This is a genomic window from Microbacterium sulfonylureivorans, from assembly GCF_003999995.1.
GTDB lineage: Bacteria > Actinomycetota > Actinomycetes > Actinomycetales > Microbacteriaceae > Microbacterium > Microbacterium sulfonylureivorans.
In genome coordinates this window covers 250,863-267,916 of sequence record NZ_RJAD01000002.1, presented here as the reverse complement: position 1 = coordinate 267,916, position 17,054 = coordinate 250,863, and the positions used below count along the sequence as shown (strand labels likewise).

The following is a 17,054-nucleotide window of genomic DNA, read 5'->3' as shown; positions in this document are numbered from 1 at the left end:
CCGGTCACCCCGCGTCGGGGGCGAGTGCGTCGAGGGCGCCCGGCCCCTGCGTCACGAGAATGTGGAACTGCGCCGCGTCGAGGATGCGCACGCCGAGCTCCTCCGCCTTGGCGAGCTTGGAGCCGGCCCCCGGCCCCGCCGCCACGAAGTCGGTCTTCTTGGAGACGCTGGACGCCGCCTTGCCGCCGGCCCGGAGGATCGCCTCCTGAGCACCCTCGCGGGAGTAGCCTTCGAGGCTGCCCGTGGCGACGACCGTGAGTCCGTCCAGCACGCCGCCCTCGGTCGTGGCCGCACCCGGGCCCGGATGGCCGGGCGTCGCGAGCTGCGCTCCCGCGGCCGCCCAGCGGTCGACGATCTCGCGGTGCCAGTCGACCTCGAACCAGTCGGTCAGCGAGTCGGCGATGATCCCGCCTACTCCCTCGACGGCGGCGAGCTCGTCGCGCGTCGCCGCGCGGATGGCCTCCACCGACCCGAACCACTGCGCGAGGGCGCGCGCGGCGACCGGGCCGACATGGCGCACGTTGAGCGCCACGAGGAACCGCCACAGTTCCTTCGACTTGGCGCGTTCCAGGTTGGCCAGCAGCGCCGTCGCCGCGGTCGACAGGATCGCCGCCTCGTCGCCGTCGAACGGGCCGTCGGGGTGGAATGCCGGATCGGTCTTCTTGCGCTGGCGCCGGAAGGGTGACCGCGTGTCTGGCGTGCCGTCTTCGAGCAGCCGCGGCAGGCCGGTCTCGGCATCCCGCACCACCACATCGATCGCGAAGAGGTCTTCGGGCCCCAGGTCGAACAGTGCCGCCTCCGAGACCAGCGGCGGCACCTCGGGACGCACCGGCTGCGTGAGCGCCGCGGCGGACACCTCGCCGAGTCCCTCGATGTCGAGGGCTCCGCGCGAGCCGATGTGCTCCACACGGCCGCGGACCTGCGCCGGGCACGATCGCGCGTTCGGGCAGCGCAGGTCGATGTCGCCCTCCTTCGCCGGCGCGAGCCGCGAGCCGCACTCCGGGCAGTCGGCCGGCATGACGAAGGCGCGCTCCGAGCCGTCGCGCAGCTCGACGACGGGCCCGAGCACCTCGGGGATCACGTCGCCGGCCTTGCGGAGCACGACGGTGTCGCCGATCAGCACGCCCTTCGCCTTCACGACGTCCTGGTTGTGGAGCGTCGCCTGCCGGACGACGGATCCGGCGACCTTCGCGGGCTCCATCACCGCGAACGGCGTGGCTCGGCCGGTGCGCCCGACCGACACCACGATGTCGAGCAGCTTCGTGTTGACCTGCTCAGGCGGGTACTTGTAGGCGATCGCCCAGCGCGGAGCGCGGCTCGTCGCCCCCAGCTCGTCGTGCAGCGCGAGCTCGTCGACCTTCACGACGATCCCGTCGATCTCGTGCTCGACGTCATGACGATGCTCGCCGTGGTGCCGGATGAAGTCGTCGGCGCCCTGCGCCGAGTCCACCACGCGGAAGTAGGCGCTCGTCGGCAGCCCCCACGACTTCAGCAGCTCGTAGATCTCGCTCTGCGACGCGACGGGCGGGTCCTGCCACGCGCCGATCCCGTGGACCGTCATGCGCAGGCGCGAGAGGCGCTCGTGCATCGCCCGGAGCTGCTTCTCGTTCTTCCCCTCGCTCTTCTGGCGGAGGGAGCCGGATGCCGCGTTCCGAGGGTTCGCGAACAGCCGGTCGCCCTGCTCCTGCTGGAAGGCGTTGAGCGACTCGAAGTCCGCCACGTCGAAGAAGACCTCGCCGCGAACCTCGACGAGCTCGGGATGCCCCGTTCCCGCGAGGATGTGCGGGATGCCCGACAGCCTCCGCACGTTCTCGGTGACGTCTTCGCCGACTCTGCCGTCGCCGCGGGTCGCTGCAGTGGTGAGGCGCCCGCGCTCGTACCGTAGCGACAGGGCGAGCCCGTCGATCTTGAGCTCGCACAGATAGTGCACCGCGCGACCTGCATCGCGCTCGACCTTGGCCGCCCACGCGAGGAACTCGTCGTCGCTGAACACGTTGTCGAGGCTCAGCATGCGCTCGGCGTGCTCGACGGGGGCGAAGAGCGAGCTCTCCGCCGCGCCGACCGTGAGGGTCGGCGAGTCCTGCCCCTGGACCTCGGGATGCAGCCGCTCGATCGCCTCGAGCCGGTGCATCCACCCGTCGTACGTCGCGTCGTCGACGATCTCGGTGTCGGCGCCGTAGTACGCGTCGCGCGCCCCGAGGATTCGCTCGGTCAGCCGCGACGCCTCGTCTCGTGCGTCGTCGAGGCTCAGCGCCTCGAGCTCTGCGATGTTCTGCGCGTCGGGACGGGGGTCATCGATGTCGCCTGCCACCCGGCCAGTCTAGGGACGGCCGCCGACGCTCGCCGTGGTCAGGCGGTGACGGGCACGGCCGACACCGTGCGGTCGATCGTGAACTGCCCGATCACGCGGGTGCCGTCGTACAGGACGGCGGTCTGCCCCGGCGCGACTCCGTCGAACGGGGTCTCCGGGACGACGGTAATGCGCCCGTCGAGGAGCGTTGCACGCGCCGGCACCGGCTCTGCGTGGGCGCGGATCTGCACGTGGCACGCGAACTCGCCCTCGGCCTGCGGCCGCCCTGCCCACGAGTGCCGCTCCCCCGCGATCTCGGAGGTCGCAAGCGCCTCCTTGGGGCCGACGACGACCGTGTTCGAGACGGGACGCACCTCGAGCACGAACCGCGGCTTGCCGTCGGGTGCCGGAACCCCGAGCGAGAGGCCCCGCCGCTGCCCGACCGTGAACGCGTGCGCACCCTCGTGGGTGCCGACGACCGCGCCCGTCCGATCGACGACATCGCCCGTCGCGGTGCCCACCTTCTCGGCGAGCCACCCGCGTGTGTCGCCGTCGGGGATGAAGCAGATGTCGTGGCTGTCGGGCTTCTGAGCGACCGTCAGACCGCGCTCGGCCGCCTCGGCGCGGACCAGTGCCTTGGACGGTGTCGACCCGAGGGGGAAGTACGTGTGCGCGAGCTGCTCGCCCGTGAGGACGCCCAGCACGTACGACTGGTCCTTCGCGGCATCCGACGCCCGATGCAGCTCGAGTCCGTCCGGCCCGTCGAGGAGCGTGGCGTAATGGCCGGTGCACACGGCGTCGAAGCCGAGCTCGATCGCGCGCTCGAGCAGCGCGGCGAACTTGATCTTCTCGTTGCACCGCATGCAGGGGTTGGGGGTGCGCCCCGCCTGGTACTCGGCGATGAAGTCGTCGATCACGTCGTCGCGGAACCGCTCGGAGAAGTCCCACACGTAGAACGGGATGCCGAGGCGGTCCGCCGCGCGGCGGGCGTCCATGGCGTCCTCGATCGTGCAGCAGCCCCGGCTCCCGGTGCGCAGCGTCCCGCCGGCTCGCGAGAGCGCGAGGTGCACGCCGACGACCTCGTGCCCCGCCTCGACGGCACGCGCGGCCGCGACGGCGGAGTCGACGCCACCGCTCATGGCCGCAAGGATCCGCATGGGTCCAGTCTACGAGCGGGCGGCTGAGGGAGTCCCGGACGCCGCCCGGGCGCGCTCGACCGCGGCGGGCAGCACAGCGAGCACGGCGGCGACGTCGTCCGGTCCGCTGGTCCGTCCGAGTGTGAACCGCAGCACCTGGCGGGCCTCGGCATCCGTCCGTCCCAGCGCCTGCACGACGTGCGAGGGCTCAGGGATGCCTGCCTGGCAGGCCGAGCCCGTCGACACCGCCACGCCGGCCTGATCGAGCAGGAACAGCAGCGTCTCCCCTCCGGCTCCAGCGAAGAGCAGATGCGCATTTCCCGGGATGCGCGCGACCGGGTCGCCGAGCAGCTCGGCGCTCGGAACGGTCGACAGGATGCCGCGCACCAGCTCGTCACGGAGGGTCGAGAGCCGCTCGGCCTCGGTCTCGCGCTCGGCCTCGGCGAGCTCGGCCGCGACGGCGAACGCCACGGCGCCGGGTACGTCCTGCGTGCCGGCGCGGAGGCCGCGCTGCTGCCCGCCGCCGTGGAGGAGCGGAGCGAGCCGGGCATGGCGCGAGACGACCAGTGCGCCCACGCCGGCCGGACCGCCGATCTTGTGCGCCGACACGCTCAGCGCGCTCAGTCCGGTGTGGCCGGCGGCATCCCCTCGCCACGACCGGAACGACACCGGAAGATGGCCGAAAGCCGCCACCGCATCGAGATGGAGGGGGATGCCCGCGGCCGACGCGGCGGCGGACAGTGCTGCGGCGTCGTTCACCGTGCCGACCTCGTTGTTCGCCACCAGTGCGGTCGCGAGGGCCGCCCCCGGCAGGGCGCCGGCGAACCGGGCAGGGTCGATCGCGCCCCGGCCATCCAGGGCGACCGGCCGGACCGCCGCGCGCTCGGCGGTGCGGAGCCACTCGACCGCGTCGAGCGTCGCGTGGTGCTCGCCGTCGGGGAGGACCACGGCGTCCGCCCGGGCGGATCTCGACCACCACAGTCCCTTGACGGCGAGGTTCACGGCCTCGGTGCCGCCGGACGTGAGCACGACCTCGATCGGATCGCACCCGATCACCGCGGCGAGTCGTTCCCGGGCCTCCTCGAGGAGCCGGCGGGCGGACTGACCGTAGCCGTGGATCGAGGATGCGTTGCCCGCCTCTTCGGAGGCCGCGAGCCAGGCGTCGCGCGCCTCGGGCCTGAGCGGCGTCGTGGCGGCGTGATCGAGGTAGACCTGCACCGCGCCCTCCTCCCGCGTCCACGTTGCGGGGACGTCGCGACCGCGTCCCACCCGTGCGGAGACCGGATGCCGTAACTTCCCCGACTCACGCCCTTACTACTGTAGATCGCATGTCCAGAACCGAGTCCGCCGCGATCGCCCTCCCCGCGGGACTGCTCCGCAGCGACCTCGACGGCCTCGGCGTGACGCTGGGCCCCGACGGCGGGACGCTGCGCGTCTGGTCGTCCGCCGCCGATGAGATGGAGGTCGTCGTCTTCGACGACACCGACCTCGACTGGGCGACGGACACGATCCCGCTGGCACCGGTGGGCGGTGGGGTGTGGGAGGTCACGACGCCGCTCCTGCGCGTCGGCACCCGGTACGCGCTGCGCGTCGACGGTCCTCACTCCCCGGGCAACACGTTCAACCGCGGGAGCCTCCTCGTCGAGCCGTACTCGCGCGGTCTCGACCGCGGCGGGTACGACGACTGGCGCTCGGTGGTGGTGGACGGGTCCTTCGACTGGGGCGGTGTGACGAAGCCCGGCGTTCCGATGGATCGCACCGTCATCTACGAAGGCCATTTGAAGGGTCTGTCGAAGCGGCATCCGGGGGTCCCGCCCGCGCTCCACGGCACCTATGCCGGCCTCGCCCACCCCGCCATGGTGGACCACTTCCTCTCGCTCGGCGTGACGAGCATCGAACTGCTCCCGGTGCAGGCGTTCACCACCGAGCCCCGTCTCCTGCAGCACGGGCTGGCGAACTACTGGGGGTACAACACCCTGAACTTCTTCACCCCGCACGCCCCCTACGCGACCGAGCAGGCGCGACGCGAAGGCCCTGACGCGGTGCTGCGGGAGTTCAAGGGCATGGTGCGCCTCCTCCACGAGGCGGGACTCGAGGTCATCCTCGACGTCGTCTACAACCACACCTCCGAGGAGGGCATCGGCGGCCCCCGGACCAGCCTGCGCGGCATCGACAACCGGGCCTACTACCGGCAGCAGGACGACGGCGCCTACATCGACGTCACCGGCTGCGGCAATTCGGTGGACACCTCGGCGGATGCCGCAGCCCGCCTCGTGCTGGACTCGCTGCGGTACTGGGCGAACGACGTCCAGATCGACGGCTTCCGCTTCGACCTCGCGGCCACGCTCGGCCGTGACGGCGCCCACCACTTCACCCCCGAGCATCCGCTGCTGCGCACGATCATCGACGACCCGCAGCTCGCCGGCGTCAAGAAGATCTCCGAGCCGTGGGACGTCGGAATGGGCGGATGGCAGACGGGCAACTTCGGAGCGGGCTGGAGCGAGTGGAACGACCGCTACCGCGATCGCGTGCGCAACTTCTGGCTGAGCGACGTCGACTACGCCCGCCGCGCGTCGACCGCTCCGGTCGGCATCGGCGGCTTCGCCACGCGGCTCGCCGGCTCCGCGAACACGTTCGCGTCGGAGCGCGGGCCGCTCGCGAGCGTCAACTTCGTCACGGCGCACGACGGCTTCACCCTCCGCGACCTCGTCTCGTACGACGTCAAGCACAACCTCGGCAACGGCGAGCACAACCGCGACGGCGCCGACACCAACCGCTCGTTCAACCACGGTGCCGAAGGGCCGACCGACGACGAGGCGATCCTCGCGACGCGGCGCAAGGCCATGCGCAACCTCCTCGGCACCCTGCTCCTCTCGGCGGGCATTCCGATGCTCACCGCAGGCGACGAGTACGGGCGCAGCCAGCGCGGCAACAACAACGCCTACTGCCACGACTCGCCGCTCACGTGGCTGGCGTGGGAGCACGCCGCGTGGCAGAAGGATCTCTTCGCCCACGTCCAGCGCCTGCTCGCTCTGCGGCGCGACAACCCCGCGCTCCGGCCGATCCACTTCGCACGCCTCGACGAGCACACACCGTCCGCGTCGGTGATGGAGTGGTTCGACGAGAACGGCGAGACGATGTCGATCGAGCGCTGGACGAACCCGTCCCATCGCACGCTGCAGTATGTCGCCGCCTCGACGCCGGAGGTCGAGGAGTTCAACCGGATCCTCCTCGTGGTGCACGGCACCGAGCGCCCCACCGAGGTGACGCTCCCCCGGGTCGACGGGGTGACGCGCTACGTGTCGCTCTGGTCGAGCGCGAACGAGACACCCGACCACGACCGTCCCGACCGAGAGCCCGGCGAGATCATCTCCGTCGCCGGAACCTCGATGCACCTCTTCCGAGCCGAGTGAGCGATCCGGCCGGGCGTGGCCGCCTGTCGTCCCGACGGGCGTCGGGGTAGGTTCGAGACGTGGTCACGACGTCGCGCGCGGCGCGCCCCCGCCCCTGGCGGAGCGCCTCTTCCCTCCCTGTCCGTGATGCCCGCGATTGGCAGCCCGACCGCGTCACCGCGTCGCGTCGGCTCCCCCTCGCGAAGCCCTCACCTGCAGTGCCCTGGGGCGACTACCGCCCGAAGGCGTTCGCCGGAGAGGTCGTGCCCTTCCAGGTGACGGCGTTCCGCGAGGGACACGACCTGATCGGCGTGCAGCTGCGGCTCACCTCTCCGTCCGGCGACGTCTCGCTCCACAGGCTCGAGGCCCTCCACGACGGCTTCGACCGCTGGGAGACCCGCGTCGCGCTCCTCGAAGAGGGGATGTGGCGGTTCAGGTTCGAGTCGTTCGGCGACGAGTTCGCGACGTGGGAGCACGCCGCGGATCTCAAGATCGCCGCGGGGGTGGATGCCCCGGTCATGCGCGAGCTCGGAGCGCTGCTGTTCGTCAGGGCCGCCGCCGAGAAGTCGCGTCCCAAGGCTCAGCGCGACCGCCTCATCGCCGCAGCCGCCACGCTGCGCGACGTCGAGACCGACGACGACGGCGCACTCGCGGTCGTCCGCGACCCCGCCCTCGCCGCGTTCTTCCGCGAACGACCCGTCATGTCGCTGACGACCATCGGCGACGACCTCGAGCTGCTCGTCGAGCGCGAGCGGGCGGGGGTCGGCGCGTGGTACGAGTTCTTCCCCCGATCCGAGGGCGCACGGCGGCTCAAGGACGGAACGGTCAAGAGCGGCACGTTCCGAACGGCGATCCGCCGGCTCCCCGCCGTCGCCGCGATGGGCTTCGACGTCCTCTACCTCCCGCCGATCCATCCGATCGGTCGGATCAACCGCAAGGGGCGCAACAACACCCTCGACCCGGGCCCCGCCGATCCGGGCTCGCCCTGGGCCATCGGAGCCGCCGAGGGCGGCCACGACGCCGTCCATCCCGACCTCGGCACGCTCGCGGACTTCCGCGCGTTCGTGCGGGCGGCGCGCGGAGAGGGGATCGAGGTCGCCCTCGACTTCGCGCTGCAGGCGGCGCCCGACCATCCCTGGGTGGCCGAGCACCCGGAGTGGTTCACGACCCTCCCCGACGGCTCGATCGCCTACGCCGAGAACCCCCCGAAGAAGTACCAGGACATCTATCCGATCAACTTCGACAACGACCCTGCGGGGATCTACGCCGAGGCTCTCCGGGTCGTCCGCCACTGGATCGCTCAGGGCGTGCGCATCTTCCGCGTCGACAACCCGCACACCAAGCCGCTGCAGTTCTGGGAGTGGCTCATCGCGACGGTGAACTCCGAGGATCCCGACGTCGTGTTCCTCGCCGAGGCGTTCACACGCCCGGCCCCGTTGCAGAGTCTCGCGTCGGCGGGATTCCAGCAGAGCTACACCTACTTCGCGTGGCGCAACACCAAGGTCGAGCTCGAGGAGTTCCTCACCGACCTCGCCCACACGACCGACGACTTCGTGCGACCGAACCTGTTCGTCAACACGCCCGACATCCTGACCGAGTACCTGCAGTTCGGCGGTCGTCCGGCGTACCGGATCCGGGCGGCGATCGCCGCGACGGCGGCCCCGACCTACGGCGTGTACGCGGGGTACGAGCTCTACGAGAACGTCGCCCGGCCGGGGTCGGAAGAGAACATCGACAACGAGAAGTACGAGTACAAGGTCCGCGACTGGTCCGGCGCCGAGGCTCACGGAGACTCACTGGCGCCGTACCTCACGCGCCTCAACGAGATCCGTCGGACGCACCCCGCGCTGGGTCAGCTCCGCAATCTCAGCGTCCACTGGAGCGACGACGACGCGATCCTCGTCTACGCGAAGCACCTGCCGGCCGCGCTCTCCCCCACCGGTCGCAGCGACACCGTGATCGTGGTCGTCAACACAGACCCCCACTCGGTGCGCCAGACGATGGTGCACCTCGATACGCGCGTGTGGGGCGTCGCCCCCGGCGATCCGTACGACGTCGAGGACCTCGTCACGGGCGCGCGCTGGACCTGGTCGGATCACAACTTCGTCCTCCTCGACGCGTTCACCGAACCCGTCCACATCCTCCACGTCAAGGAGCCGCGATGACACCGACCGATCAGGTGCTCGACGCTGTCGGCGCAGGCTCGTACCACGACCCGCACAGCGTGCTGGGCATCCATCCGGGCGCTGACGGCGAAGGCGGCGCGCAGTGGACCGTCCGTGCGCGGAGACCGCTCGCGCGCAGCGTCACAGCCGTCTTCGTGGACGGCACGCGCGTGCCCCTCGAGCATGTCCGAGCCGGCGTCTGGGAAGGCACGCGCTCGGGCCCTCTGCGCCGCTACGAGCTCGTCACGACCTACGACGGCGCGCCCGACTTCGTCGCCGACGACCCCTACCGATTCCCGCCCACCGTCGGCGAGCTCGACCTCCACCTGGTCGGCGAGGGTCGGCACGAGGAGCTGTGGCGCGTGCTCGGTGCACACGTGCGCGAGGTCGACGGTGTGAGCGGCACGGCGTTCACCGTCTGGGCGCCGAACGCCCGCGCGGCGCGCGTGGTCGGCACCTTCAACGACTGGGACGGCCAGAGCCACGCGATGCGGTCGATGGGCGGCAGCGGCGTCTGGGAGCTGTTCGTGCCCGGTCTCGGGGCCGGTTCGACGTACAAGTTCGAGATGCTGAGCCGCGCCGGATCGTGGGTCCTCAAGGCCGATCCGATGGCGCGCTACGCCGAGGTGCCGCCGGCAACGGCATCCGTCGTCGTCCAGTCCTCCTACCGCTGGGAGGACGACGAGTGGATGGCGCGTCGCGCGCGCTCCACCCCGGTCTCGCAGCCGATGTCGGTCTACGAGCTGCACCTCGGATCGTGGCGACCCGGCCTGTCGTATCGCGACGCGGCAGGTGAGCTGATCGACTACGTCGCCGCCCAGGGCTTCACGCATGTCGAGTTCCTCCCGCTCGCCGAGCACCCGTTCGGCGGGTCGTGGGGCTACCAGGTCACCGGCTACTACGCCCCCACGAGCCGCTTCGGGCACCCCGACGACCTGCGGTACCTGATCGACAAGCTCCACCAGGCGGGCATCGGCGTGATCATGGACTGGGTTCCCGGGCATTTCCCGAAGGATGCCTTCGCCCTCGCCCGCTTCGACGGCGAAGCGCTGTACGAGCACCCCGACCCGCGGCGCGGCGAGCACCGCGACTGGGGCACGTACATCTTCGACTACGGCCGCAACGAAGTGCGCAACTTCCTCGTCGCGAACGCGCTGTACTGGTTCGAGGAGTTCCACGTCGACGGTCTGCGCGTCGACGCCGTCGCCTCGATGCTGTACCTCGACTACTCGCGCGAAGACGGCGAGTGGGCTCCCAACGTGCACGGCGGCAGGGAGAACCTCGAGGCGATCCGCTTCCTCCAGGAGGTCAACGCCACGGCGTACAAGCGCTACCCCGGGATCGCCATGATCGCCGAGGAGTCCACCAGCTTCCCCGGCGTGACCGCGCCCACCAGCCAGGCCGGCCTGGGCTTCGGGTTCAAGTGGAACATGGGCTGGATGAACGACTCGCTGCAGTACATCAAGCGCGATCCGATGTACCGCTCGCATCACGAGGGAGAGCTGTCGTTCTCCTTCGTCTACGCGTTCAGCGAGAACTACATGCTGCCCATCAGCCACGACGAGGTCGTGCACGGCAAGGGAAGCCTGTTCGGCCGGATGCCGGGCGACCACTGGCAGAAACTCGCGAACATGCGGGCCTTCCTCGCGTACATGTGGGGCCACCCGGGCAAGCAGCTGCTGTTCATGGGCCAGGAGTTCGGGCAGCTCTCCGAGTGGTCCGAAGGACGCTCGCTCGACTGGTGGCTGCTCGACCAGCCCTCGCACGCCCAGCTCCAGTCGTTCGTCGCCACGCTCAACCGCGTCTACCGCGAGCACTCCGCGCTGTGGTCCCGTGACAGCGACGGCGCGGCGTTCACGCGCCTGGGGGCTCCGCAGTGGAATCCCAACGTCATCGCCTTCGCCCGGCGCGACTGGCACGGCAACTCGATCGCCGTGATCTGCAACTTCTCGGGCGTGCCGGTGACGACGTACGAACTGGATCTCCCCGAGCGAGGCGTCTGGCACGAGGTGCTGAACACCGATGCCTCTGCGTACGGCGGCTCGGGCGTGGGCAACCTCGGCGTCGTCCATGCGGGTGACGGCGGGCGGGCGACGCTGGTGCTGCCGCCCCTCGGCGTGCTGTGGCTCCGCCATGACCCCGAGGCGCACATCCCGTCGCCGACGCGGGGCTGAGCCGGTCGTCAGACGCGAAAGGGGCGACTCCGCAATGCGGAGCCGCCCCTGTCACGTGGTCAGAAGAGCAGCGAGGCGAGCTGGCCTCGTGCGCGGATGACGCGCGGATCGCCGTCGCCCACCAGCGCGAAGAGCTCGAGCAGCCGCTCGCGCACCGGCGCACGCTCGTCGGACGGCAGCTGTGCGAAGAGCTCGAGCAGACGTCCGAAGGCGTCTTCGACGTGCCCGCCCGCGACGTCGAGGTCGGCGACCGCGAACTGCGCGTGGACGTCGGCCGGAGCTGCGGCCGCGGCCGCGCGGGCCGCGTGCAGGTCGACGCCCTGCACGCGGTCGAGGAGGCGGACCTGGCCGAGGCCGGCCCGGGCGTCCGCGTCCCGTGGATTCTCGGCGATGGCCTTCTCGTACGCGGCGACGGCACGCGGGTAGTCGCCCGCCTCGATGGCTTCGAACGCTTCGGCGTGCAGCGGAGGGAGCGGCGCCTCGACGGGCTCGGGGGCGTCGCCCGGAGCATCCCCGTCCACGCTCACCGTGCCGGTGACGCCGTTCTGCGCCGCGAGCTGCAGCAGCTGTGCGAAGACCTCGCGGACCTGCTGCTCGGGCACCGCGCCGGTGAACATCGGCACAGGCTGTCCGGCGACCAGTGCGACCACCATCGGGATCGACTGTGCGCGGAACGCCTGCGAGAGCTGGGGGTTCGCATCGACGTCGACCTTCGCGAGGACGAGCCGTCCGTCGAGCTCGGTGACGACGCGCTCGAGCACCGGGCTGAGCTGCTTGCACGGACCGCACCACTCCGCCCACAGATCGATCACGACCGGGACCGTGCGCGAGAGCTCGAGGATCTGTGCGAACGTGTCGTCCGTGACGTCCATCACGAGAGACGGGACTGCGGCGCGCGCCTCGGGACCGGAAGCGTCCGCCGCCTGCGTCGGAGCCGGCCTGTTTCGCAGTGCCGAGAGGTCGACGGCGCCGCGCAGGGCGGCACCGGAGGCGGCATCGGTCACTTGATCACCTTTGCATCGAGGATGTCGGACGAGTAGCCGAGCAGGCGGATCTTGTCGGTCGATCCCTGCCCCGGGACATAGAAGAATACCTGGTCGGTGAAGGTGGTCAGGAAGCCGGTCGCACTCTCCGCCGCACCTGCGAGAGCCTTGACGGTCGCGTTCTCCGGAAGCTTGATCACGGCTCCCTCGTTGGTCGGCTTCACGGTATCGGTCTCGTTGATGTTCACCGCGACGATCGCGCCGCTCTCGACCGTCGCCAGCGCGAACGGGCCGTACTTGCCGGGTCCCGACGAGAACGCCATGCTGCCGGTCCCGTCCGCGGTCTCGTTGAACTTGTCGAGCCGGCGCTGGCGGTCCGCGGCGATGCTCACGCGAAGCTGGTCGCCCTCGACCTCGAACATGTCGTAGAACTCGCTCTCCTCGCCCTTGTTGATGATGTCGGCGTACGCCGCGGCGACATCCTCCGGCGCCATCACGAGGAAGGGCGAGTCCGGCGCGGGCTGCACGGCGCCGATGTAGACGGGGGCGAGATCGGGCATCGTGGTGGACGCCTCGAGGCTCGCCGTGTACGACAGCTTGTAGGGCGCCCAGGCGTCCTGCTGCGTGAGCACCATGATGCTCGAGGTCTTGGTCTCCTCGTCGTCGACGACGGCTAGCACGGAACGCGGCCACGAGTCGTTCGCCTGCGGCAGCACGATCTCGAGCGGCTTCGTGAGGATCGCCGCGGGTGCGGCGTGGTCGGGGAGCGCAGCGCGCAGGTTGTAGTTCGTCGCACGCGCGGCGAGGGCGGCCCCGTCGAGGCGCGTCGCCGCGAGCTGCTCATCCATCGCGGCGTCCGCATCGGCGACCGTCGCGGCGATGCGGGACAGGATGCGCTCCGCCTGCGGCTTGGTCACGGCGGGCGCCTGCTGGCCCTCCTGCTCGATGACCGTCGCCGACGGGGTCGGGGTCGGTGTCGGCCCGAGCTCCGGCCAGGCGTCCGCTGAGCAGCCGGTGAACAGGAGCGCCGACACGGCGACCACGGGGAGCACGGCGAACGCGCGACGGCCGCCGGTCAGCGATCGTCGCGTCGCGGGCGTGGAGCTGATCACTCCCTTGTCGACGCCGTCGACCGAGAGATCGATCGGCTCGGTGACCGGCAGCGGCAGGCCCTTGCGGCGAGGACCGCGGGAGCGACGCGCGTGGCGGATGCCGAGGATGTAGAGGAGGACGCCGACCGCCATGAGGATGCCGCCGCCCACGATGAGGGGCCCGGCCCACGGCGTGGCGTTCGGAATCGGCCACGACACGGAGACGTTCGCCGGCGCCGGAAGCGTGCCGTCGGAGGCCACCAGGACGCTCATGTCTGCCGGAAGCTGGAGCGGCGCGATGAGGATGTCGCTCTGCTGGTACTCGTCGAGCCAGAGGTCGGAGCCGATCGGGCTGCGCGCGACCACTTCCTCCGCGGCCTCGCCGGCAGCGACGTCGGTCGACTCGACGGGGGTCTCGGGCTGCACCGGCTCCGTGGTGATCTCGCCGTCGCCGTCGAGGGTCGCCATGTTGTACGGCGTGTCGACGAGCCAGGCCTGCATGTCGGCCGTGCGCCCGTACGCGGCGAAGATCTCTCCCTCACCCTGCGCGCGAAGCGTCTGCGCGCCGGGGAGCTCATTGAGCACCTCGCCGTCGACGAGGAGATACGGAGCCTCTTCCTCCACCGCGATGGCCACGATGTCGGTGTCCGGTCCTTGAAAGATCGTTCGCTGGGCGATGCCCGCACCGATCATCACGGCGGCGAGCACGAATGCCGCCACGGCCCACACGAAACGCACGAAGAACAACCTTTCACAGGTCCCGCCGGACGGCTCGGACCCTCGACTCGACATTTCAGACTAGCGAAAGTGACCTGAAAGGCGACCGGGAGGGAGCGTTCGCCTGGCTGGGCGTCTTCAATGCGTATCCTGACGAGACAGGTATCGGCGATCGGGCCGACGGCGTCGGGAGGTCGCATGAGGGTGCACAATCCGTTCCGGGTCGCGTTCGTCGCGACACTCGGTGTGGGGCTCGGACTCGTGTTCATCGGGAGCATCCAGACGCTGTCGACGATCCTGCTGTACGTCGGAACGGCCCTGTTCCTCTCGCTCGGCCTCGACCCGGTGGTCGCGTGGCTGGAGCGGCGCAAGCTCCCGCGCTGGGCGGCCGTGCTCATCACGATCCTCGCCGTCCTCGCGGCGTTCGCGGGGATCATCCTGATGGTCATCCCGATAATCGTGCAGCAGATCGGCCAGCTGGTCGTGGCGATCGAAGAGATCGTGAGCAGCGGCGCCTGGGACGACCCGGTCGGCGTGATCCAGAACTGGCTGGGCGACGTCTTCCCCGCGCTCAACGTCGATGAGCTGTGGGGCTACATCGAGGACTGGTACGCCGGGCTCGACGTCGGCGCGATCGGCGGCGAGATCGGGAGCAGCATCATCGCGATCGGCGGCTCGATCCTCGCGGGCCTCGCCGGCGCCTTCATCGTGCTGATCCTGACGATCTACTTCACCGCATCGACGCCGAGCCTGAAGCGGTCCGTCTACCAGCTGGTGCCCGCCTCCAAGCGCGCGCGCTTCATCGACCTCGGCGAGCAGATCACCGACTCCGTGGGCCATTACGTCATCGGGCAGCTGAGCCTCGGTGTGATCAACGGCGTGCTCAGCGCGATCTTCCTGTCGATCATCAGCGCGCCGTTCCCCGCAGTGCTCGCCGTGATCGCGTTCTTCTTCTCGCTGATCCCCCTCGTCGGAACGCTGACCGGATCGACGATCATCGTCCTGATCTGCCTCGGTCTGGGCTCACCCACCACGGCCCTCATCGCCGCGATCTACTACCTGATCTACATGCAGATCGAGGCGTACGTGATCTCGCCGCGCATCATGGGTCGTGCGGTCGCGGTGCCCGGCGCGGTCGTCGTGATCGCGGCGCTCGCCGGCGGTGCGCTGCTCGGCCTGCTCGGCGCGCTCGTCGCCATCCCCGTGGCGGCCAGCCTCCTGATCATCTACCGGCAGGTCGTGATTCCCCGCCAGAACGAACGCTGAGCGGATGCCGCGTCCCCGCCGCGGCTCATCAGACGTCGGCGACGACCGGTCCGTCCCACTCCGTCGGGAGAGGCAGCGCGTCGGGGTTGACGGCCGCGACGATCTCGGTCAGAACGCGACGGGTCTGGTTCTCGCCCACCCAGAGGTGCTTGCCGCCCTCGACGGGGATGACCACGGCTTCGGGCACACTCGCGAATCGGGTGGCGGCGGCATCCGGCCGCAGGTAGTCGTCGAACTCGGGAACGAGCACGATGAGGCGCCGCTCGTCGCCCGCCCACGCCGCGATCTCCTCGTCCGTCGCCCGATGAAGCGGAGGCGACAGGAGCACCGCCCCTTCCACACCGTGGTCGCGCCCGTACTTCAGGGCCAGTTCGGTCCCGAACGACCAGCCGACGAGCCACGGGCGCGGCAGGCCGCGCTCGCGGACGAAGTCCATGGCTGCGGCGAGGTCGAACGCCTCGGCACGGCCCCCGTCGAATGCGCCGTCGCTGGTGCCGCGCGGCGAGCTCGTTCCGCGGGTGTTGAACCGGAGCACCGCGAGGTCCGCGAGGGCCGGCAGCCGCCCGGCCGCCTTACGGAGGATGTGGGAGTCCATGAAGCCACCGGCGGTGGGCAGCGGATGCAGTGTGACGAGCGTCGCGACGGGTTCGCGATGCTCCGGAAGGGCGAGCTCGCCGACCAGCGTCAGCCCGTCGATCGTCTCGAGCTCGATCTGCTCGCGGTGCGCGGGCAGAAGCAGCGGTCCGCGGATCTCCATGTCGACCGATCTTCCGGGCGGGGCCGTCAGGCCGTCTTCCAACAATGCTGATGCCAGTGCCGGCGTGCGGCGAGATCGGCGCGGTCTCCGAGCACGCCGTCGGCGCGCCATGCGACCAGGTGCGCCACGCCGACGTCGATCGAGCGGCCGCATCCGGGGCAGATGTAGCTCTTCTGCGCCTGGGCCGCGGAGACGGGCTGGACCGTCCACTCCGCACCGCGGCGCACCTCGCTGCGCTTCCAGCCGGCAAGGAGACGCTCGAACGAATCGTCGCCGCTCGAGTCGGGACGACGGCGGTTCGACCGCGGCATCGCGGTCAGTACCAGCCCACGCTCTGCGAGTGGCCCCACGCTCCGCATGGCGTGCCGTAGCGGCCGCCGATGTAGCCGAGGCCCCACGAGATCTGCGTCGCGGGGTTGGTCTCCCAGTCCGCACCCGCGCTTCCCATCTTGCTGCCGGGCAGCGCCTGGGGAATCCCGTACGCGCCGCTCCCCGCGTTGTACGCGTTGACGCGCCAGCCGGATTCCTTGTTCCACAGGGCGACGAGGCACGAGAACTCGTCGTCGCCCCAGCCGCGCGCCTTCACCATGTCGTACGCGATGGCCTGCGCGGTGCCGGGGTCGGGTGTCACGAACGGGGGTGCCCAGCCGCTCGACGAGGACGATCCCGATGCCTCCACGACGACCGGTTTCGGCTTTGGCTTCACGTACACCGAGTAGTCGCCGCGACCGAGATCGCGTGCGGCCGCCGCCTCGGCGGTCTCATCGGCGGCCAGGGTCTGCACGTCGCCCAGCGAGCTCGCGTAGAGAGTGATGGGCGCCGCCTCCTCGGCGTTCGCCTGCGACATCGCCATTCCCGTCGGGCCGACGTAGGCAGCCACGAATCCGACCGCGGCGAAGGCCGCGAATACGCCCAGGACGCCGCGACGACGCGACCAGCGCTGCTTCGGAACGGCCTGTCGCCGGGGCGCCACGACGGTGGTGGTCGCGGCGGTCGACACATCCTGACGGCGGGTGCGCCGGGTGGGGATCAGCTCGTTTCCGGAAGTCACAGTTCCCCGAGTCTACCGATCGTCGGACGCAG

12 protein-coding genes are annotated in these 17,054 nt (G+C 70.6%); 4 read left to right on the top strand and 8 right to left on the bottom strand.

What is annotated here, in order from left to right; genetic code table 11:
• Positions 1–4: 4 nt before the first annotated feature.
• The 3 genes from ligA to EER34_RS10745 form a co-directional block, all read right to left on the bottom strand.
• Positions 5–2,269 (bottom strand): NAD-dependent DNA ligase LigA, encoded by a 2,265-nt coding sequence (gene ligA, locus EER34_RS10755; RefSeq protein WP_127475625.1) that lies wholly within the window; start codon positions 2,267–2,269, stop codon positions 5–7.
• 80 nt (positions 2,270–2,349) lie between these two features.
• A complete protein-coding gene (gene mnmA, locus EER34_RS10750) occupies positions 2,350–3,447 on the bottom strand; it encodes a tRNA 2-thiouridine(34) synthase MnmA (RefSeq protein WP_127474699.1) in 1,098 nt (365 codons plus the stop codon).
• 9 nt (positions 3,448–3,456) lie between these two features.
• Positions 3,457–4,644: a cysteine desulfurase family protein gene (locus EER34_RS10745; RefSeq protein WP_127474697.1), complete on the bottom strand. Its 1,188-nt coding sequence runs from the start codon at positions 4,642–4,644 to the stop codon at positions 3,457–3,459.
• 110 nt (positions 4,645–4,754) lie between these two features.
• On the opposite strand from EER34_RS10745, the gene glgX reads away from it, so the two are divergent.
• The 3 genes from glgX to glgB all read left to right on the top strand — a co-directional run bounded on the left by glgX (position 4,755) and on the right by glgB (position 11,157).
• On the top strand, positions 4,755–6,839 hold the full coding sequence (glgX, locus tag EER34_RS10740) for a glycogen debranching protein GlgX (RefSeq protein ID WP_127474695.1): 2,085 nt from the start codon (positions 4,755–4,757) through the stop codon (positions 6,837–6,839).
• 197 nt (positions 6,840–7,036) lie between these two features.
• Positions 7,037–8,983: a maltotransferase domain-containing protein gene (locus EER34_RS10735; protein WP_420845977.1), complete on the top strand. Its 1,947-nt coding sequence runs from the start codon at positions 7,037–7,039 to the stop codon at positions 8,981–8,983.
• A complete protein-coding gene (glgB, locus tag EER34_RS10730; RefSeq protein WP_127474692.1) occupies positions 8,980–11,157 on the top strand; it encodes a 1,4-alpha-glucan branching protein GlgB in 2,178 nt (725 codons plus the stop codon). The genes EER34_RS10735 and glgB overlap by 4 nt, the downstream gene beginning before the upstream one ends.
• A 59-nt stretch (positions 11,158–11,216) precedes the next feature.
• On the opposite strand, the gene EER34_RS10725 is transcribed toward glgB, so the two are convergent.
• Together EER34_RS10725 and EER34_RS10720 are read right to left on the bottom strand one after the other, a co-directional pair.
• The gene (locus tag EER34_RS10725; RefSeq protein ID WP_127474690.1) at positions 11,217–12,161 is read right to left on the bottom strand and encodes a tetratricopeptide repeat protein; all 945 of its coding nucleotides are present in this window, start codon (positions 12,159–12,161) and stop codon (positions 11,217–11,219) included.
• Positions 12,158–13,969 carry a DUF8094 domain-containing protein gene (locus tag EER34_RS10720; protein WP_205791568.1) on the bottom strand — a complete coding sequence of 604 codons (1,812 nt, stop codon included), beginning with the start codon at positions 13,967–13,969 and terminating at the stop codon, positions 12,158–12,160. Before EER34_RS10720 ends, EER34_RS10725 begins: the two co-directional genes overlap by 4 nt.
• A 177-nt stretch (positions 13,970–14,146) precedes the next feature.
• Between EER34_RS10720 and EER34_RS10715 the strand changes: the two genes are divergently transcribed.
• Positions 14,147–15,214, top strand: coding sequence for an AI-2E family transporter (locus tag EER34_RS10715; protein WP_127474686.1), 1,068 nt, complete (start codon positions 14,147–14,149; stop codon positions 15,212–15,214).
• Positions 15,215–15,242: 28 nt separating this feature from the next.
• Here the strand turns inward: EER34_RS10715 and EER34_RS10710 are convergent, their stop codons facing one another.
• From EER34_RS10710 to EER34_RS10700, 3 genes are read right to left on the bottom strand one after another with little or no spacing between them, the layout of a single operon-like run.
• Entirely contained in the window at positions 15,243–15,971 is a 729-nt protein-coding gene (locus EER34_RS10710) for an alpha/beta hydrolase (RefSeq protein ID WP_127474684.1), read from the bottom strand.
• 26 nt (positions 15,972–15,997) lie between these two features.
• Positions 15,998–16,282 carry a hypothetical protein gene (locus EER34_RS10705; protein WP_127474682.1) on the bottom strand — a complete coding sequence of 95 codons (285 nt, stop codon included), beginning with the start codon at positions 16,280–16,282 and terminating at the stop codon, positions 15,998–16,000.
• A 5-nt stretch (positions 16,283–16,287) separates the two neighbouring features.
• Positions 16,288–17,022 carry an aggregation-promoting factor C-terminal-like domain-containing protein gene (locus EER34_RS10700; protein ID WP_420845972.1) on the bottom strand — a complete coding sequence of 245 codons (735 nt, stop codon included), beginning with the start codon at positions 17,020–17,022 and terminating at the stop codon, positions 16,288–16,290.
• Between the last annotated feature and the right edge of the window lie 32 nt (positions 17,023–17,054).